At 67.2% G+C, this 19,467-nt stretch carries 15 protein-coding genes and 1 pseudogene; 7 read left to right on the forward strand and 9 right to left on the reverse strand.

Going from position 1 to position 19,467, the window contains the following annotated elements; translation table 11 throughout:
* Positions 1-21 precede the first annotated feature (21 nt).
* Positions 22-987, reverse strand: coding sequence for a WD40 repeat domain-containing protein (locus B9A95_RS29950; RefSeq protein ID WP_084051246.1), 966 nt, complete (start codon positions 985-987; stop codon positions 22-24).
* 544 nt (positions 988-1,531) lie between these two features.
* Here B9A95_RS29950 and B9A95_RS29955 point away from each other — a divergent pair.
* Positions 1,532-1,777, forward strand: coding sequence for a hypothetical protein (locus B9A95_RS29955; protein WP_084051247.1), 246 nt, complete (start codon positions 1,532-1,534; stop codon positions 1,775-1,777).
* Between the two features lie 662 nt (positions 1,778-2,439).
* Here B9A95_RS29955 and B9A95_RS29965 read toward each other — a convergent pair.
* Together B9A95_RS29965 and B9A95_RS29970 are read right to left on the reverse strand one after the other, a co-directional pair.
* Positions 2,440-3,216, reverse strand: a complete 777-nt coding sequence (locus tag B9A95_RS29965) for a hypothetical protein (protein WP_084051248.1) — start codon at positions 3,214-3,216, stop codon at positions 2,440-2,442.
* Between the two features lie 33 nt (positions 3,217-3,249).
* Positions 3,250-3,495, reverse strand: a complete 246-nt coding sequence (locus B9A95_RS29970) for a hypothetical protein (RefSeq protein ID WP_084051249.1) — start codon at positions 3,493-3,495, stop codon at positions 3,250-3,252.
* 1,101 nt (positions 3,496-4,596) lie between these two features.
* On the opposite strand from B9A95_RS29970, the gene B9A95_RS29975 reads away from it, so the two are divergent.
* On the forward strand, positions 4,597-5,196 hold the full coding sequence (locus tag B9A95_RS29975; RefSeq protein ID WP_245808588.1) for a GrpB family protein: 600 nt from the start codon (positions 4,597-4,599) through the stop codon (positions 5,194-5,196).
* Positions 5,197-6,454: 1,258 nt separating this feature from the next.
* Here B9A95_RS29975 and B9A95_RS29980 read toward each other — a convergent pair.
* Both B9A95_RS29980 and B9A95_RS34320 read right to left on the reverse strand, forming a co-directional pair.
* Complete coding sequence (locus tag B9A95_RS29980; protein WP_084051250.1) at positions 6,455-8,512, reverse strand: HD domain-containing phosphohydrolase; 2,058 nt, start codon at positions 8,510-8,512, stop codon at positions 6,455-6,457.
* Positions 8,513-8,675: 163 nt separating this feature from the next.
* Positions 8,676-8,846, reverse strand: a complete 171-nt coding sequence (locus B9A95_RS34320; protein WP_170928865.1) for a hypothetical protein — start codon at positions 8,844-8,846, stop codon at positions 8,676-8,678.
* Positions 8,847-8,895: 49 nt separating this feature from the next.
* Between B9A95_RS34320 and B9A95_RS29985 the strand changes: the two genes are divergently transcribed.
* Positions 8,896-10,821, forward strand: a complete 1,926-nt coding sequence (locus tag B9A95_RS29985; RefSeq protein ID WP_139807161.1) for an FUSC family protein — start codon at positions 8,896-8,898, stop codon at positions 10,819-10,821.
* A 130-nt stretch (positions 10,822-10,951) separates the two neighbouring features.
* Here the strand turns inward: B9A95_RS29985 and B9A95_RS29990 are convergent, their stop codons facing one another.
* The 4 genes and pseudogenes from B9A95_RS29990 to B9A95_RS30005 all read right to left on the reverse strand — a co-directional run bounded on the left by B9A95_RS29990 (position 10,952) and on the right by B9A95_RS30005 (position 15,403).
* Complete coding sequence (locus B9A95_RS29990) at positions 10,952-11,215, reverse strand: hypothetical protein (protein ID WP_084051252.1); 264 nt, start codon at positions 11,213-11,215, stop codon at positions 10,952-10,954.
* 1,576 nt (positions 11,216-12,791) lie between these two features.
* Positions 12,792-13,871: a glycoside hydrolase family 15 protein gene (locus B9A95_RS35935; RefSeq protein WP_245808589.1), complete on the reverse strand. Its 1,080-nt coding sequence runs from the start codon at positions 13,869-13,871 to the stop codon at positions 12,792-12,794.
* A 307-nt stretch (positions 13,872-14,178) separates the two neighbouring features.
* A pseudogene (locus B9A95_RS35940) lies at positions 14,179-14,478 on the reverse strand (trehalase-like domain-containing protein); the annotation flags it as partial.
* A gap of 376 nt (positions 14,479-14,854) precedes the next feature.
* A complete protein-coding gene (locus B9A95_RS30005) occupies positions 14,855-15,403 on the reverse strand; it encodes a TetR/AcrR family transcriptional regulator (protein WP_170928866.1) in 549 nt (182 codons plus the stop codon).
* Positions 15,404-15,623: 220 nt separating this feature from the next.
* On the opposite strand from B9A95_RS30005, the gene B9A95_RS30010 reads away from it, so the two are divergent.
* The 4 genes from B9A95_RS30010 to B9A95_RS30020 all read left to right on the forward strand — a co-directional run bounded on the left by B9A95_RS30010 (position 15,624) and on the right by B9A95_RS30020 (position 19,442).
* A complete protein-coding gene (locus B9A95_RS30010; protein WP_084051277.1) occupies positions 15,624-16,565 on the forward strand; it encodes an NAD(P)-dependent alcohol dehydrogenase in 942 nt (313 codons plus the stop codon).
* Between the two features lie 597 nt (positions 16,566-17,162).
* On the forward strand, positions 17,163-17,519 hold the full coding sequence (locus B9A95_RS32950; RefSeq protein ID WP_139807163.1) for a hypothetical protein: 357 nt from the start codon (positions 17,163-17,165) through the stop codon (positions 17,517-17,519).
* Positions 17,520-17,627: 108 nt separating this feature from the next.
* The gene (locus B9A95_RS30015) at positions 17,628-17,825 is read left to right on the forward strand and encodes a hypothetical protein (RefSeq protein WP_084051255.1); all 198 of its coding nucleotides are present in this window, start codon (positions 17,628-17,630) and stop codon (positions 17,823-17,825) included.
* Positions 17,826-18,368: 543 nt separating this feature from the next.
* Positions 18,369-19,442, forward strand: coding sequence for a tetratricopeptide repeat protein (locus B9A95_RS30020; protein WP_084051256.1), 1,074 nt, complete (start codon positions 18,369-18,371; stop codon positions 19,440-19,442).
* The last annotated feature ends 25 nt before the right edge of the window (positions 19,443-19,467 follow it).

Here is a 19,467-nt window from a genome sequence, read left to right on the forward strand (position 1 = left end):
ATTCAGGCAGCACAACTGGAGTCAGGGCAGGGGGATCACACGCACATCACTCGACAGGCTCCCCTGGGGATTGCCGACCTGTTCAGCGAGCAGGTCACCCTTAGGGGCAAAAGCGACGCCCTCACCGCTCCCCGGTACGTTCCCCAGTCGGTCCCGTACCCGTCCGCTTGGCAACTCCACCAGGGCAAGCCCACGTTCACTGGGTCCATTCACCGCGAGCAGATTCCCCGCCGCGTTCAAGGCCAGCCCGCGCCCGCGCTCCACATCCACCCGCATCAGGCCCTCCTCACCCACATGTCCCAGCCACAGTGGTCCCTGGGTCGTCAGAACCACATACGTCAGACCGTCCGGGGTCAGGACCACATCGGACACGGCCCGCTCACCACCGGTCCCCGGCACCTGCGCGCGGGACAGCACGCTTCCTGTCGCCGCGTCCCACACCCGCACCGTACCGTCCAGGCCGGCGCTGAGCAGCCGACCTCCCGCCAGACTCACGGCGCTGACAGGCGCCCCATGGCCCACGAAGGAGCGCAGGCGCTGCCCAGTGTGCAGGTCCCAGAGCTGGACGTAGCCGGGAGCGCGGCCGAGCGCCACGGAGCGGCCCGCGCCGTCGAAGGCGACCGAGTGAACGGCGGGCGAGTCGGGAAGGTGGAAGGGCCAGGGCTGCCCACTCGGCAGAAGCCACAGGGAGACCGACGAGTGGTTGTCCAGGGCGAGGACGGTACCACCGGGACTGAGGGTCGGATAGCTCAACCCAGTGGGGTCGCCGCGCAGGGTGACCGAGCGGCGCACCACTCCGCTGCGCGCATCCAGCCAGACCACCTCCGGCAGCAGGGTGTTTCCGTCGGCCCCTTTCCGCCGCTGGACCAACAGGGCGTCGTCCTGAAAGCCGAGCAGGGCGGCGTTGGGCTGGACGTAAAGCGGCCCCGGGGGGGAAAGAGGGAGCAGGAGGGTCAGGGCGAGGGCAAGCAGCAGGGGCAGGAACATGGGGCAACCCTATGGAGGGGAGCGTGGCGCCGGGATGACGCGCCGTTCTTCCCGTACCCCCGAATACTCGTGTGGAGTAACCCCCTCCATGCTTGCCATGGGCCTGCCAGGCCGTCCCCGGTACGGTGCGGCCATGACGACGTCAGCGACCACAAGGTCCGGTCCACCGGGCAACCCTGCACTGGACCTCTCGGTCTATTCGGAAACACCCAGGAGGGGTGGCGCTGGTTGCGTGAGGCGGAGGGCTGGCCGGAGCGGCTCACCCACGCGGAGGTACGGGGTGGGGTGCTGGAACTGGCGCCGGGGATGAGTGCGAGGTGGGGGGCGTTTCACGCGCCATTCCTGTTCACGACCGTGGAGGGCAACTTCGCGGTGAGGACGTGGGTTGGGACGCTCGGCCTGCACTCGGACTTTCCAGCGCGGCCCGACTCGGGGTCGCTCGCCGGACTGCTGATCCGCGCGCCCGCACTGCCCGCCGCAGGACGAACGCTACTGGTCGCTCACGACTGGGCTCGCCTTCGGCCCAGGCGGTGCGGGCCCCAGCATGAAGGTCACGACGACGGCGCGGGGCGAGCCGGGCACCGGGTGGTTCGCGGGCCGGGCAGGATGGGTGGAGCTGGCCGCCGCGCGCCTCGTTCCGTTCCTGGTGGGTCTGCACCGCTTTCCGGGCGAACCTTGGACGTTCACGCGAGACGAGCCGATCCTGGGCGAATTGCGCGCTCCTGCCGCAGGGGTAGGTGAGGCGCGGCCCGATCTGCCCCCCGCGTTCAAGTGGGCCTCACGGCGATGACAAATTGGCCGACCATTCGCCGGGCCTACCGGGCGCTCGCCGCTGAGTTCGACGCGTTGCCCCTGAGCGCTGGGGGCGGTGAGCTGCGGGCCCCCATTTCCAGGGGGTCCAGTTCACTCGGCCCCGGGCGGCCGTAGAGCGGCCGGACGGGTGGCGCTGCGCCGCGCTGCCGGACGCCTTGGGCCTCGGCTGAGGGGATGATGCCGGGTGGCAAAATCCACCTCCGTGCCGAGGGGTACGGCAAACCCATGGCTTTCGTCCTCAGCGGCGGAGAACGACACGGGGCGAAATTCTGGCAACCTCTGCTTGAGACAGGTGCCGTTGTACGTACTGGCCGAGGACATCCCAGGATTTGTCCTGGTCGGCTGGTGATAAAGGCCACAGCCACCCCACTGTGCGGAAGTACCTGCACCGCTGAGGATGCCGTCTGGTCCACCCAGCACAAAACCAACACTGAGGTGCAAGCCTCCGGACGTGACGGCCTGAATGTCTTGGGCAAGAAGCACGGCGGTCAGGGCTCTCCCTGGCCTCCAGATCCGAGGTGCGTGCATCCCAGATACACCCAACTGGGGCCGGCTTATCCACTTCCTTCAGACGTTTTGAAGAGGAGTCAGCCCCGGGGCTGAACAAGCGCAGGCGCCTCACATCTCGCGGCGTGCCGCTCAGCCTGCGCTGGAGGGCCCGCGGTGTGCCTCCGCGAGTTCGTCATGCACCTGCGTGATGCGCGCCGCCTGCGCTGGAGACAACCCCCGTCCCACCCACCGGAGCACTCGCGCCAACCCGGCATCCTCCAACTCCGGCATCAGTGTGCGGGCCGCTTCCTCCGCTTCCGTGGCCCGCTCGCCCAGTTCTTCCCGCAACTTCTCTAACTTCTTCGACGAGAACGCGTCCCGTCCACTCCGCACACCCGCGTAGTCGCTGAAGGAGGCCTCCTCCCCAAGAGCAATGAGGTCCTCCAACGTCTTCACCTTCGCGCGCGGCGACGCCGCAGGCGCGGCCACCTCTGCGGCAGGAGCGGGAACAGCCGGCGTCTTCGCGGTGCCTTCCAACAGGGGCACTTCCTCGGGCTGCCTCGCGGACGCAATCAGTTCCGTCACCTGCATGGGCAGGAACCAGGCCACCAAACTGCCCGATTCCCCCGGCACCACCGGGGAATGCCGGAGAACTTGCCCCACCGGCGTGCGAACAATCACGCCGGCAAAACGCTGCCGTCCATCGTGCTCCCGAAAGGCAAACACCACTTGATCCAGAGCTGGACGCCCGTGCGGACTGGGCTGGTCGATCTCCGCGGACAGCGCCGCTAAACGGTCGATCGTACCCGCCGCTTCGGGCGTCAGCATCAGGGCGCGGGCACGCGCGGGGCTGCATCGCCACTCGCCCTCGCGTTCCTGCACATCCTCAGTCCGACGGAGTTGAACCACAATAAACGGGACGATCATAACGCGAGCGTAGCAGGGTCAACCCGTCAGCGCTCAATCCAGAGCGTGCCGCTGCCGAGACCGAATCGCCACGAACAGCATGCTCACGAATATGAGTAGCGCCCCTGGCACAAGGGCCAACGCCAGACCCCATCCCGCGAGAAACGCCCCGAGGACACCTATAACTCCCGCTCCCATGATCTGGAACTTGCGGTGCCGAAGGGAGACCCGCACACACCGGGCGAGGTAGCGCTCACGCTGTTCGCGCTCCTCTTGGCCGAAACCCTCCAGCATGTCCATGCTATGCCCTCCAACCTCATCCTAATCCTCAAGCTCAGTCCTTACCGGGGTGCACAACGGCTGCACCACCCCTTGCTTGCCCGGCAGTACCCAACACTCCAGCCCGAAAAATGAGGCCCCCTCCAAATCCAGCGCCCGCCGTAGCGAGAAAGGCTGCTGCATTTCCCTGCGTGGACGCCAGAACGGCATAGGTCAGGGGCCTGATTTCCCTTCGGAACGCGGGAGGAGAGCGGCCAAGGTGCACCGTGAGGTGGGGGAGGAATGCAAAAGGAGGTCTTGGAGGGGATCCACACCCTGCCAAAACGCAAACACCCGCGGTGTCCGTGTGCTCTGCGCCTGACGCCTTGTTGCGATTCCCGAACCTCTCCGGTCGGACACGCCCAGATGAACGCCGCAGTGACGACCGTGAACAGCGCCTTGACGCGCTCCGGCCGAGTGGGCCCCGCATCTTCCACAGCAGAAGCGCGTTGACGTCACGCTGTCCGAATCTCCAGTTGATTGGTCGGGAATCAGGCCGAGTTCGCCCTCCGGGGGCAAGAACACGGCAAAGCGCGGGGACAGCGCTTCGGGCAACGAGAATGGCATGTTCTCAAGACGCTGGTACCGCGTTTTTCCACTTCCAGGCAGGGGAACGGCATACTTCAGCGGGTACAGGACCGCCGTTGGCGCCTGGGTCATCCCCAGCATCGGCGCCGGTGAAGACCGACTGGCGTCGGGCGCCCCGGCTCCTGGGTGCTTTCATCGCAGATACACCCGACTGGGGCCGGCTTTTTCACGCCTCCCTGACGTTCTGAAGGGGGCGTCAGGCCCAGCACATCCACAACTCCACACGGAGACTGCGAATTATGCGCAACAAGAGGGCGTCCCTCAGGGGGATCTGCCCCCCATCTAGCACACAGGCCTTTGTGCAGGGGCTGGATGGCCGGGGAGAGAACGTGGTGGTCATGGACTCGGTAGGACCCACGGGGGACTTTCACCGCGGAGTTCTATTCCACACCCCTGCCGCATCTGGCCTGAAGCTGCCGAGTTCGCTTCCACACCAGCAGATAGCGCAATCGGTGTATTGCTCAGCCGGGAGGGGCGAGAGACAATCCCGGCGACATGGAACCGGAACGCCACGAACTGATGCCCACCGACGCCCCTCTCAGCCAAGCGCAGGTCGAGGCAGCCTTCGTCGGCGGGATGCCGAAGCTCACCAGCAAACTGCAAGTCGTTGACTACAACCCGGAGTGGCCGCAGTGGTACGAGCGGGAAGCGGCAAGGCTGCGTGCCCTGCTGGGGGAGCGCGTCAGGGCACTGGATCACGTCGGCTCGACGTCGGTCCCTGGCTTGGCTGCCAAACCAACCATCGACGTGGACCTGACCTTGGACGATTCTGCGGATGAAGCCGCGTATGTGCCTGTCCTGGAAGCGGCAGGGTACCGGCTGACGATTCGCGAGCCGGAGTGGCACGAACACCGCTTGTTCAAGGGGCCGGACACGGACATCAATCTGCACGTGTGGACGGTGGGGAGCCCGGAGGCGCAGCGGCACCTCATCTTTCGTGACTGGCTCCGGGCAAATGAGACGGACCGGGGGGCGTACGGGGAGCATAAGAAGGCCGTCGCGGAGCGTGAGTACGAGTACGCGTTTCAATACAACAACGGCAAAGCTGCGTTGTTGCGCGAAATTCTGGCTCGGGCACTGGCCGCTTCCGTTTAGAGCAGTTGTCCGAATGGCGCCGCGCGTGGAAGGGGCAGCCCTCACGGCGCCCCATTCTCCCCCGTGCGCATTCCGCTCGCCAGGCCCGGTCCAAAAGAAGCCCGCACGTTGACACATGCTCTACATCCCGCTTGAGGGCCGTTGGACAGAGACGCTTTTCCGACACTGAAGTTATTCCGACGGCTGGGTCCATGCGCGGAGGCCTCCAGGCAACTGCCGTCCACCTCTCCAGATCAGGAGGATGGCCAGGGCGACCAGACAACCGCGAGGGCCGGGGGGCAGGCGAGACGATCCGCCATCCGCGGCCACGCGCGCCGCGCGCTCCTCCTCGACTGCCCGTGCAAAGCAGGACCCAGAAGGCCTGTCACCGCCCCCGCGCCCGGCTGGGGTCCGTTCACCCGGAGCAGGTCCACATGCACTTCCGCCGCCACCCGGCGGCTCACGTTCGTGAACACCCGCCGGTCTCCCGGTTCCTGGTGGAGCTGACTGCGCGGCCACGCAGCGGGGTCAACCTGATCCCGCTTCACTCCCACCACCATCCCCACTCAGCGACCTCTACCGCAACGTCCTGTTCCAGTACGGCTTCCTGCGCCCCCAGTCCCACCGGTCGGGCCCTCGTGACCTGTACGCCTGGTGCCCCCTCGCGCTCTTCTGCGCTGAAACCACGCGGGCCATTGACCGCGCTCCAGCCTACCCCCTGCGCATCGCCCGCGCTTCAGACGGCCAGAGGCCGCCGGGCACCAGATACAACCACTGCGCGCGCAAGTGCCCGAACACCACCCGTGCCGCCAACCTCGCGTCCACCGCTTCCGGCGACTGGCGTTGTAGACGCTGGCAGAGGCGACGGGCACCCGGAAGCTGAGGCGGCTTCCGAGGACCGCGCCTCTGCGCCTGGCGGTGAGAATCAGGCTGCCGTTCAGGGCGGGGGCGTTCTCGGCGGCCTTCCATACGGTTTGGGAGTCATCCGCTCTGTCCCCGCTGCTGCGCAGCGCTGCACTTCCGCTCGGGTTCATCCGTAATTTCATCACGGATGAACCCCAATCCTTATTTCCTGTGCCCACTGCGTCAATCCCCGCGACGCCACCTCCTTCCACCAGCATCCGCTCCCAGAAGGAGCAAAACGGCGGAGGGTTGTGCACCGCGGCTATGGCCGCGCCCCAGGGGGTTGAGAAGCGCTGCCTGGGGCGCGTGGACCGGGGCGACCCTCCTGGAGGTGGCCCCGGTTCTGCCGGACGGGGTTGCGGGACGTGCCCTCCCGCTACGGTGGCGGCAACCGGGCAAAGGCAGCGACAAGGGTGGGATCAAATCCGCGTCCAGACTCGGCCACGATCTCGGCCAGGGCTTCGGCGTGGCTCCAGGCAGGCTTGTAAGGGCGCTCGGAGGTGAGGGCGTCGTACACATCGGCAATCTGGAAGATGCGGGCGAGCAGCGGAATGTCGTCTCCAGCCTGCCCGTTGGGGTAGCCGCGCCCGTTCCAGCGCTCGTGGTGGTGCCGAACGATCTCCAGCACGGGCATGGGGATAAAGTCGAGCGCCGAGAGCAGGGCCACGCCGGTCAGGACGTGGCTTTTCATGATCTCCCACTCGTCGGGAGTAAAGTGACCGGGTTTGAGCAGCACCGCGTCGGGGATGGCGATCTTGCCCACATCATGCAGGTAACTCCCCCAGCGCAGGTGCTTGATCTCGTCCTCGCTCAGGTTGAGGGACCGCCCCAGGCGTAGCGCGAGGGTTGTTACGCGGTCGATATGGCCTTTGGTCTCGTAGTCGCGGTACTCCAGCGTCAGGCCGATGGCGCGCAGCACCGCCTCGTGGTTCTGGCGCAACTCGTCGAGGTGCAGCGCCCGCTCCAGCGCCCGCTCGACCCGGCGGGCGACCGCCTCGAAGAAGCGCACGTCCTCTGGGCGGACGGTCACGGGACCCGAAAAGCTGCCGAGGATCAGCGCTCCGTAGAGCGCATTTTTTCGGTACAGCGGCGCCGCGAGCAGGGTGCGGGGCGCGCCGTCCGCGACGTGCTGCGCGGCGCGGCTCCAGGTGAGGTAGTCGGGAACGTGAAAGAGGTGGGGCTCGGCGAGCATGGAGCCGAGCAGCCCCTCGCCGGGCTTCAGGGGGGCGCCTTGCCCCACGCGCGCGAACGCCCGCGAGTACTGCCCCACGGCGAGGCGGTGGTGGAGCCGCCCGCCCCCCACCACCGCGAGCATGCCCGACTCCAGCTGGGTGAGGCCCAGCATGGCCTCCAGCGCCTCACGGGCGATATCCTCGGGGTCGTTCAGGGTTTCGAGCCGCCCGGAGAGTTCGGCCACCCGGCGGTAGCGCTCGGCCTCCACGCGGGTCAGCGCCAGGGCCTCCAACCGCCCCACCGCCGCGCCCACCGCCTGCGCGAGGGCTTCGAGCGTGTAGCGGTCCATCTCCACGAGGTCGCCGCCCGCCGCCGCCGTGTTGGCCGACAGCACACCGATAAGTTCGCCCAGCGCGTCGGTCAGCGGCACCCCCACGTACGCCGCCCGTACGGGCTCGCCCGTCAGAAAGACCGTGTCTGCTTCGGCGGCCACGTCCGGGACGTATACCGGCGCGCCCGAATCCACCACCCGCCATGCCAAACCCGCAGGCCGCAGCAGGCGCCGCCCGAGTGAGCGGGCCACCACCTCGCTCGCCCCTCCGGTGCCCGCGGCGCCCGTGATCTCCAGGTATTCGGTGCCCGCCTCGTCCCAGCCCCGCACGAGCAGCATCGTCATGGAAGCCATCGTCTGGCGTAGCCCTTCTTCAAGCGCGAGTTGATGGACGTCGCGCACGGTGTTGGCGGGCCGCAGCGCTTCGTGGGCGCGGGCCGCGGCCTCCAGCCGTACCTTGGCCTGCTGTCCCGGAGACCCGGCCCGCGCCCGTTCCAGCGCGTCCGCGCCCGACTCGGCCAGCAGGTCCAGGCCCCACGTGCGCGGTGCGGAGGCCGGAACGAGCAGAAGGGCGAGTACCCTGCCCCCCACGCTGCACAGCGGCCACCTCGCGTGGTCGGCGCCCAGCCCCAGAAGCGCGCCCTTGCGCGGCCCTCCCTCTCCGGCCACCGCCACGACCCGGGCAAGCTCCCCCTCCTTCACCTCCACGCCGTCCCACAGCGCCACCGCGCTCCAGCGCCCACACGAGAGCCGCAGCGCGCCCTCGGCCAGGCGGTCCGCCACCTCGTGAGGGGTGGTCGCCTCGCGCAGCGAGTGCAGGCCAACCAGGAGGGCGCCCTGCGCCAGCCCGTCCACCACCTGCGCAAAGGCAGACTTTTCCACCGCAGGGTCGCGGCGTCGGCGCACACGGGACCTAGAACGGTGGAGCATGAGCTCCAGCTTAATAGAAGATGTAGGTTGCAGCCGTTCTTGTCTTTACCTCCGGCGCCGCCTCTGACCCCGCTCGCGAATTCCTCCTGCTGCGGGGACAGACCGTCCCCACCCCGGTCCCAGGGAATGGGACCCGCAAGTGCACCCCGGCCAGGAGACCGTCTCATTCCGTTACGCTGCGCGTGGGCGCAGGGCGGTGCGCGTAGATGTGGACGCGCTTGAGCGCGGCAGTGCGGTGCTCCTCAGCCCGCGTAAGCCCTCCAGCCCCGAACCGGGGTGCGCCGTCGTCGGCACGGTCCAGAATTGGCCAGATGTGTTCGTGCGCAGGCCTCACCCTACGCGGTGTCGCCCTCCCCGCTGACGGTGGTGTGCCAGAGTGAAGTATGACGAGGCGGCGTGCCCTGGTACTCCGAATGGCTTTCGCCTTCAATGTGCGCAAGTGGCGTCCCTACTCCGCCTTTCGCAGCTTGGTGGGGCTGGCGTTACCCGCCGTTTGGGCGGGAGTCACCGGACACACCACCTGGGGACTGCTGGCCGCGAACGGCGCCATGAACGCCGCGCTGCCGAGCATGAACAGCGTACCGCTGCGGCGCATTCAGGTGATGCTGAGCGTCAGCGTCGGCACGGCCCTGCTGGGCACGCTTGGCGCGCTCGTCGGGCAAAACACCCTGGCTTGCACGCTGGTCACGACCCTGCTGGGCATGCTGCTGACCGGTTACAGCGCGGCGGGGGCCACCAACCTCAGCGTGGGTGTCTCCAGCACCACGACGTTCATCGTCCTGGCCGGCCTGCAGCTGCCGCCCTCATCCGCGCCTCTGAGTGGACTGCTGATCCTGGCCGGGGGACTGCTACAGACGTTTCTGCTGGCCGTGGTCTGGCCCATCAGCCCCCGCCGTCTGGAACGCAGGGCGGTGGCGCAGGTGTACCGCTCTCAGGCCAGGCAACTGGCGGATCTACCCACCGGGCCGGGCCAGCTCCCCGAGGCCCAGAGCCTGCAAGACGCCTGGGCGGTCTTGGGAGAAATCCGCGCACAGGGCTGGAAGGACGAGCACGCGGCCCTGCGTCACGCCCTGCAAATTGCCGAAGGGATCAGGGCGGCCCTGATCGGCTACGTGAAGGCGGACGCCGAATGCCGAGCGCATGGACAAGCGCTGTTGGCGCAGCGGACGGGTGAGGTACTGGCCCAAGCGTTGCGCCAGGTCGAAGGAAGCGTTCAGCGCGGCCAGCCCCAGCTGCGCGCCGATACGCTGATCCGCTTGAACCGGCAGGACGACGAACTCCGTCAATCGCAGGCGGGCGAGTTGAGCCGGTGGGCAGGTCTCATCCTGAACCTGCTGAGGGATCTGAACCGTCCCCCCATTCAGATGGACGCTCCGCGTGACGGCGCGGCGGCCCCTTCCGTGTGGGCCACCCTGATGAAATTACCGCCTTTCAAGTGGGATTCGCCCGTAACGCGGCACGCCGTGAAGTACGGTCTGGTGCTGGGCCTGGCGACGCTCACCGCACGCCTGATGCAAGTTCCGCACGGGTATTGGCTGGTGCTGACGGCAGCCGTCGTCTTGCGCCAGGAGTACGCGACCACCCTCACGCGTGGAGTGGCACGGCTGGGCGGCACTGTAGCGGGGGTCCTGGGCGCGGAACTCGTCACGCTGCTCTTTCACCCGGCTGCGCCCCAACTCGCCTGGTGGAGCCTCCTGGGGTCTTTCCTGGCCTTCGCGTTTTTTCCCACTGGCTACGCGGCCTTCTCGGCTTCACTCACGCTGTACGTGGTCTTTGCCATCGCGGCCTCAGGGGCCGCAGAAAGTACCGTGATCGGCCTGAGGCTGGCGCTTACCCTGCTGGGCGGCGCGCTGGCCCTGGTTGCGGCATTGCTTTACCCCACCTGGCTGAGCATCGGCACCCGTAAGGCGTTGCGCGACGCGGCAAGCGCGCAGCTTGAGTACCTGAACAGCCTCTGCGAATTGCGGCGCACCATGACCTCAGACGCCATCGAAGCGGCGAGCGCTGCCCGTGCCCACGCCCGCGAGAAACGCCTTCAGGCGGAAAGTACCGTGCAGGCCAGTCGGCTCGAACCCCGGTATCTGCGCCGGGCGGCGCCTGCCGCCCTCAGCAGCGCACAGGCACACGCGTACCTGCAACGGCTGAACGATAACGCCGCTCGCGGCCTCACCCTGCATGCCAGCGCCGTGGGGAGATCAGGGCTGCAGGCCGATGGCGAACTCCGCGCGGCGATTTACGGTGCGCGAGCCCTCCTGAACGAGTTGGAAGGTCGCTGCACCACGGTCGGAACCCTCCCGCGGAGGCCGTGACGGGCGACGCGCTGGAATGCGAGCGGGAACCACCGGAAAAAGTCTGCGCCCGCTCCGTTGGTGCGGCTCCTGGTGAAGTGCGAAAAAATGCCTTACTCAGTGGCGCTTTTTACCGCACCGAGGAGCAGGGCTAGTCTTTGCTCGGCGCCAGCAGGGGGCGTGACTGCGCGTGGTACGTCATCAAGGCGGCGGCCACAGCGGCGTGCAGGGTCAGCAGGGCAAACAGGGCGAGTCCCGGTTGCCAGGTGTACGCAATGCTGCCCACCACCTGAAAGAGCACCATGGCCAGGAGGGCCTGGGGGCGACGTTGCTCATCGTTGAGCGAGACATACCCCGCGCCAAGGATGCTGAACAGCAAGGGCAACGACAGGATTTGCAGCATGTCTTCACTCATACTTTAACTATTTATCATTACGTCTCCATCAGGTTTCTGACAGACCTGGTTTCCTGGAGACATGGAGCAGGTGCAGTTCACGTGGGGGCTTGACGCTCTCCAGAACGCGGGCGTCACCTCCCGAGACGACCTTACCGGTGCCGGGCGGAACGTCCTTGGGCCGCTGGCCCCTCCTGAATCTCTTGTGGGTCGCCCGCGCAAGCGCTCCTTGCGGGAAAAATTAGGGCAGCGTCTTCCCCGTCCTTTGTGGGCCGCCTGTGGGGAACGGCCCCACGATCTGCCTCCTGGCAAACGACCGACCACGCCCATGGAGGCGGCCAGGCATTTGGGGCATCTGGGAACTGGTCTGAGCGCAAGAAGGACGCCCTGAGGCACCAAGCGCTGGAATCCTGGGCAGCCGTAAGGATTCCGGTGCCTCTGGGATGAAATCAGGGGCCAACCCGAGCAGACGCGCCGCGCAGCAGAGCGAGGCGGAAAAACGGTGACACAGAAGTGTGGAATTACCGGAGCGGGTGTAACTACTACAGTTGCAGTTGCTCCAGGAACCTGCTGTTCAAGGGCTTTCTGTCACCAGTCACCTCCCGAGAATTCCCGTGTTTTAGAGACGGAATCGCCAACTGCAACTGTAGTAGTAACGGGTGATCCGGAAACCGCATCAACCGGTCAAAATCACTGGGGCGGGTGGGCCACGTGGATACGGCGGTGGCAAAAAGGGCCATGGACGCGAGCGTGATCTGTCTATGAACACGCCCTGGCCCGTCATGGCGATCAAAGTGCATGACGCGGACATTTGGAGGCGGCCCGGTCCTCCTCCTGCGGGGAGTGCCGAACGCCTTTCCCCGAAAGAGACACCTGCGGGCAGATGCGGGATACACCGGGAAACAGGGAACGCTGCTGGGCTGAACGCCGGAGACCGTGAAGCGTCCCTGGTCAGGCCGGCCGAGCACCTGGGCACCAAAGCGCCTCCGCGCGTCGCCGGAGTGCCCACGGGATTCGCGGTATGGAAACGGCGGTGGGCCGTGGAGCGGAGCTTTGCCTGGCCCTGGAAATCAGGGGGCATGGTGGGGGACGGCGAGGCGCTGCCGGAAACAGCGGAACACCTCCTCTACGAGGTGATGGTTTGCCGCTTGGCCAAACGTTCACCCTGATCTTTCGCAGACGCATTTGAGGTCGCTGCCCCCGCGCCTGTGGCACGGAGTGTGCGGAACGGTTCGCCTGTGTTCCAACACCGCTTCATTGGAAGACTGCACCGCGTGCGGGAGCCGAGAGCCGGCGCACGCCGAAGGACTTCATGCAGATCAATCCACACCGGGCGGACGTGAACGGATGGGCCCGGCAGCCACGCCCTGCAGAGTCCATTTCCTCAGCGGTTCCCACCGCGTCATCAACGCCTTTAAGAAAGACTGGCTTGGCGGTTGCCAGCGCGAAAACTGGAAAAAATCAAAGACCCGGACCTCTGAAAGGTCCTCCTCCAAGCCGCTCGCCCTGTTCTTCCCGGCGCGACTTGTCCCGCCCAGGCCCCTTCCCCTCTGACGGCCGATGGGCCACCTTTCCGCCCCTGGGGTGACCGCCGTGTTCACAACTCGGCGATCACCCCCAGCACCGCGGCGTGGACAAAGGTCTGCGGGAAGTTGCCCAAGAGCGTGCCCGTGGCGGGGTCCGCTTCCTCGGCGATCAATCCGAGGTCGTTGGCGTACGTCAGCACGGTTTCCAGCAGCTCGCGCGCCCGCGCCGGGTCCACGGCCGTCCAGTACAGTGCCACCCACAGCGTTCCCGCCAGGAAGGCGCCCTCGCCCGTGTCCCGCTCGCGTAGGACCCGCCAGTACAGGCCATCCCTGCGCCAATCGCGGTCCAACGCCTGCAGGGTGGCCCGCATCTCTGGCGTGTCGGGCGCGCAGTAGCCCCAGATGGGGTAGAGCGCCGCCACCACGTCCACGGCGTCCTCGCCGGCGACGGCGGCAAAGGCACCCTCACCCGTGAGGCCGTGCTCGGCGACCCAGGCCCGGATGTCGCCGGCGACCGCGCGCCACCTGCGTGCGGTCGCCGGGTCGGGGTGCAGCGCGGCGAGCTGCTCCAGCCCCACCGCGCCCAGCACCTTGCTCGACAGGTAGGGCAGGGGCTCCTCCTCCTCCCAGATGCCGTTATCGGGGTCGCGCCAGTGGGCGCACAGGTACTCGCCGACCGGCCCCAGGACGCCCCAGTGCTCCTCAAGCTCGGCGGGGCGGTACAGCGCCGCGCTCGACAGCAAGATGTTGCCGTACACGTCGAGCTGGACCTGGGTCGCGGCGGCGTTGCCCCGGCGCACGGGCCGGCTCCCCCGGTACCCGGCGAGGGCCAGCTCCTCTACGCCCGGCGCGTCCTCGGCCAGGACGGTCGCCAGTGGGGGAAGCGGCCGCTCCAGGTCTCTGCCCGAGGCGGAGCGGCACACGAAGTCGAGAAAGCCGCGCGCCAGCGTGCCGTGGTCGCCGGGACTGAGCCGCGAGAGGGCGCGCACGATCATGCCCGAGTCCCGGAACCACACGTACCGGTAGTCGTAGTTGCGCTCTCCGCCAATCACCTCGGGCAGGGAGGTGGTGGCCGCGCTGACCACGCTGCCGGTCTCCTCGAACGTGAGCAGCCGCAGGGGCCCGCAGGGAGGCGCGGACCGCCTCCCCATACGGGCCGCTGTACACCGTCTCGCTCGCCACCCCCCGCCACGCGGTCAGGGTCGCTTCGAGCCACGCTTCCGGGTTCGCCTGCTCCGGGAGCTGTTCTCCCAGAAAGGCCCAGCCGGACGCGCCTGCCGGAACGCGCAGCCGGACCGCTCCGTCCTCCACCTGGAGAGGGTGGGAGGCGCTGAGCCAGCAATCCCGGTCAATCTGCACGGCGCCGCCCTCCTGCGCCAGGAGGGGTGGGTACCGGGCGTCGTTGGGGGCGGCCCGCAGGAGCAGCGCGGCGCCTCCCGCTCCGCCCACCAGCCGGCACACGCCACGCGGCAGTCCCGGACCGTAAGGCATGAAGTCCACCAGCGTGACCTCCCCGTCCGGGGTGTCCACCTGGGTCTCCAGCACGCCGCTCTCGCCCAAGTAGGAGCGGCGCCGTGGGGCGGCGCCCGCCACCCACCACTCGCCGCCCCGCTCGGCGTCGAGAAGGCCGGCGAGCAGGGGGGGCGCGTCGAACCGCCCCGGGCAGTACCACACGACGCTGCCCGCGTGGGTTACGAGCGCGGCGGTGCGTCGGTCCCCGATCACCCCAAGGTCGCGGAGGGCAGGGGGCTTCGTCATGGAGACAGGGTAGGGTATTCACGCTGGCCCGTGGCCCAACCCCGCGCTCAGACCGAACGGGAGCCCAGGCATGCCTGGCTCTCCCCCCTCGCGTGCCGCCTCATCCCAGCTCCGCACCCAGCCGCTACACAGTTGCAAAATACCCATGAAAACGGGTGTCCTCACCCTTTTCCTGGCAACGCACAATTCCGAATGTGGCGCATTCAGGAAGTGCTTGAGCACGTCCATGATGGATTTCGAGAACGAGTGCGGTGGACAGCCGGACGGGTGGTGGGCTGTGGGCTCCGCGGCCCGCCCGGCTGCCTGTTCTCGGTGCGTTCTCCCGCGCGCCCAGAATTCTTGCCCCAAGGGAACTGGGGGTTCCCCTGGCCCCGCTTCACGGAAGGTCCGGTTCGGTGGCCACGGCCTGAAGTGCGGCGGTGATAAGCGCGCTGAGGGCCCGCACAGCATGATCGCGGGACCGTCGTCCGGCTGCGGCGTCCTCGCTGAGACTTTCGGCGGCTCCGAGGAGTCCCGAGAACACGGAGCGTTCGTGTTCGCCAAAGCGGGGGAGAGACGACCGAAAGGCGTGGGCCAATTGCTCCATGTGGGCAGCGCGGCGCGACTGCTTGTGTTGGTTGGTGTCGGTGCTGCCCGCGAGCGCGGCCGCAAGAGCGCTGTACTCATGGCCGTAGAGTACGGCGCAGTCGATGTAGCCCCCTGCAACGACGCGTGCGGTCTCCTCAGGGGTGTGGGTGCGCACGGCAAGCGTCTGCATGATGGCCTCCGTCTGCCGGACGTCGTACTCGTTGTAGAGGGCCAGAAGGAGGCCGGCGCGCGTTCCAAAGTGCTCGTACACCACAGGTTTACTCACGCCCGCCTGCTCGGCGAGCGACACGAGGGTCAGCGCCTGCGTGCCCCGGTCGCGGATGACCGTGATGGCCACGTCAAGGAGTTGGCGCCGACGCTGCTCCCTGGGCAGTCGGCCCGGCTTTTTGTCTGCAGGAGTGTGCCCCGGCTTTGTCACCCCTGGAATTTAACCTACCTATGTTAACCTACCAAAAGTAGCTTTTGAGCCAAGGAGGAAGTCTCATGCCCGCACGCCCCCTCGCACCCCCCCTCCCTCACGCCCCGGCACTTTGCCCGTGGACGCTGCAATGACGACCATGCGCGCATTAACGCTGACGAACGCCAGGCCCACACTTGTCGATGTGCCCGTTCCCATACCCAGGCCTGGGGAAGTCCTCGTGGAGGTGCTGTTCTCAGCGGTCAACGGCATGGACATTGAAATTCAAAACGGTGGGTGGAAACCCCAGGTGCGCTGCTGGCGCCAAACAGGCCCAGTGGTGACCGGCCTCGAATTCTCCGGAATCGCGCGCAGCGATGGGGCCCGAATCCGGTCAGGGCAACGCGTCATCGGCTACAGCCATGTCCTTCACGGACCGCGTACACACGCCGAATTTGTCTCGATGCCTGAACGCGACCTGCAAACACTGCCCGCTCACCTGCCGGACGAGGACGCTGCGGCCCTGATCGTCGGAGGCCTCACGGCCCTCGACATCCTGGAACGCCTCCGTCCACTCCGGGCAGGTGAGCGCTGTCTCGTGGCCGGCGCGGCGGGAGGTGTGGGCGCGTCGACCGTGCAACTCGCCCACGCGCAGGGTGCGGAAGTGACTGCTGTCGCCGCGCCCACGCATGCCGAGTGGCTCCGGACCCTCGGAGCGCACCATGTACGGGACGGGCGGGACGGACGGTGGTGGCGGGACGGCGACCGCTTCAACCTCATCGTGGACGCTCCGGGTGCATCGCGGTTCGCCGATGCAGTTCCACACCTCGCGCCGCGCGGCACGTACGTCACCTCAAATCCCCAGCGGGACATGGCGGGGTTCGTACGCGCGACCTTCTCGTCACGCCGTTCGGCCTGGTTGTTGCTGCTGCGCAGCACGTCTGCAGGCCTCGAGCAGCTTATTCACCGGGCTTCATCGGGCGAACTCCGCCCTGTGATCGACAGTATCTACCCGCTTGACCGGGCGGCAGGAGCCTTTGAGCGTGCGGCGACACGTGGAAAGCGCGGCCGGGTGCTGCTAAACATCGGTGCCCGGCCCTGATACTCGCCGGGGCGCCCCAGCGCTTGCCTGTGCCGTAAGGCGGGGCACGGACAGCTCCCCGCGCCAGAGAAAGGGGGTTGTGGCTGCGCTTCCCCCCCACCTTGTGGTGGCTTCGGGAGGGGCGCGGGCGCAAGGCTCCCGAGAACAGTGTTCGCGGAGCCGCCCTGACTCTGGCACTTGACCCAGGGGGCCCGGCCAAAGGTGCCGGTCCGGAGACCCGCCCGCGCGACTTCGCTGATGCCCTCTGTGTGCGCCAGCGGCGGGAGAACGCCGGCTCCCAGCGCCCAAGGACCCGCGCGCAGGGTTACATCTTCTGGACCGGTATGCAGCGCCAACCGCGCCGACATCAAACCCCGCTGCCCTGAAGCGCCGCGGGGAATGCCGCGGCGCCACCGTTCCGAGAGAGGCTTTTTTTGCACAGCCCCGCAGACACACGTCTGGAAAAGCTTCGCTTGCCAGGGGTTCATCCACTGAACTGCTCCGCCTTGCGGAGCAGTTGCTTCGAGGACATCCCTGGGGGCGCATCTGCCCACTGCGCGTCCAGAGTTCTTCTGCCAGGCGTTCAAGGAAGGCTTCTCTACCCGGAAGACTGCGCCCATGGAGAGCGGCGCGTTGCTGGGCCTGCTTCCGGTGGAGTTCGGCAACCTTTGCCCGGGTCTGGTCCTGCGCTCTCGAAGAGGTCCACGTCAGCTTGACTCCTGTTGTGCTCTGCCCATCGGCAACAACGCTCTGCATGTTATTCGCGCGGCGCTGACAGTCCAAATGACGCTGCTCTCGCCGCATCCGCCGATCAACATTCCCGAGTTCCAGGCAGAAGCCCGTCAGCCCAGTTCGAAGCGCCTCTCAACTTCCCGCGCTCCACCGCTGGCCTGCAGGCGAAAATCGCAGATGAACGAGGGCGTGGTTGCGCAGAGCACTGACTTCTATTCATCACGTGTAGGACGGGAAGGCTGAAGTCATGAGGCCGCCTTGCGGCGGGCCATTCCTCCCCAGATGCATACCTGAGGCATTCCGGCTCTTCTCTGTAAGAAGATGGATTGACAGAGGGAGCTAAGGTGGACCATGGCTGGAATCAGAATCGAGATGATCAGCGGAAGAGTGCGGGAGTATCACGCACTGGACCGTATGGCGGTGGAGCGCGCCTATGACCTCCTGCAAGGCGCCGAAGGCCATGTGTTCGTCGACTTCACGACTTCAGAAGGGCCGATAGAGCTGAGTCTTGAGCGCAGCGAAGTGCGTGATGTCAGGGTCAGACTCTAAACACAGCGGTATCGTCAGCACCCGGCCTCAGTGGGATCTCTCCTTGGGCGTTTTCATCCGTTCTCCGTAAGGCAATCACCGCTCCACTGGAGAGCTCCAACCTGCCATACCGCAGCCGAGTGGAGCTGGCATACCGCCCTGCCGCCAGGTGGAGCTTTTTCACCGGTAGGTGCCGGTCAGTTCAGGAGATGACAACTTCACTTTTTTCTCGTTCCAGTACTGCAAAAGGCTTGACGAGGACGCGGAGAATCTCCGCCGGGTGGTGCGGGAACCAGCGCGGCACATTGCGGGAGGGCCCCGGTCCATACCGCACCAGGCCCATGGCCCGGCGGTCAGTACAGCTCCCGCCAAGCTGACCGGGATGCCGACACCCCTCCACGCGACCGCTCTCAAGGTCCTGGCTTCCAGCGCCGTTCTCCGCGCTTCAGCGAAAGCCACCGCCACTCCAAACCGGACGTCGGATGCGCCAGGCGCCGAAAACCCCCGAGCGAGGGCAAGGCGGTATCGGGCGCTGCCCGGCGCGTCCGGTACAGTGGAGTGGGCATGACGGCAGCAGCGACCCATCAGGATCTGGCCTCCATGCGGGTACGGGCGGCGCTTGACCTCGGCCGTCCGCAAGAGGCGCTCCGGCTGCTCGCTCCACTCCTGGCGGCCGAGCCCAACAACGCGCGCTGGTGGATTTTGCTGAGCAAGGCGCACCATGACGCGGGTGAATACGCCGCCGCCCTGAAAGCAACGGAAACAGCCTTGCATCTTGCCCCACACCACAGTGTGGCCCAGTACTACCGCGGACTGGCACTGTGGAACGCGAACGTGCGCGGACGCAATGTGCGCCGCCGCGCCGTGCGCGCCTATGCCGAGCAGGCGCAGGCGGCGCTCCGAGAAGCGCTCCGTCTGGACCCGTTCGGCGCGGGATACCACGTCACGCTCGCCAGGCTGCTGCTGCAAACCAAGGACCAGACACAGGCGGAAGATCATTTGCGCCAGGCACTGAAACTGGAGCCGGACTTCTCGCCTGCCCTGCTGGCGTTGGCGGAACTCGCCCTCAAGCGCCGCGACGTTCCCGAAGCGGAGCGCCTGGCGAGGCAAGTGCTCGCGCAGGAACCGGAGTCGGTGACCGGGCTGGGTATTCTCGCCTGGGCGCAGCTGCGGGGGCGCGCTCCGCACCAGGCCCTGCGCACCGCGCTGGACGCCGTGCGGATGGCACCGGCCGATCCGGTTGCCCGGGCGCACTTCGAGGCCCTCAGCCACGCTTACCTGCCCCGGCCCCTGGCCCGAAACAGCTGGGTGTGGCGCGCCGCCACCGTGCCGCAGGTGGGCGCCGCCCTGCTGCCCCTGCTGGCGGCGGTTCTCGGAATCCGCAACGTGTGGCGCTACTGGCGCCTGCCGCCAGACCTGAGAAGCGCTGTGGCGAGGGTCCGGCCCCTTCTCCGGGAACAGGGAGCGGTTCTGGCCGTGCTGCTGGGCGTCACACTGGTGGGTCTGGCCCTTCTCCTGCCGAACCGCACTGTGGGTGGAAGACTGCTGATGTCGGCTGGCTGGCTGTTTTCGGGTGTGCTGGTGTACTGGTTGGGACGGCAGCTGCGGAAGCGGGGCGGGCGCACGGGGGAGACGTGACCGCGCTACAGTGGCGGGCACAAAG

This window comes from Deinococcus hopiensis KR-140, assembly GCF_900176165.1.
Classification (GTDB): domain Bacteria; phylum Deinococcota; class Deinococci; order Deinococcales; family Deinococcaceae; genus Deinococcus; species Deinococcus hopiensis.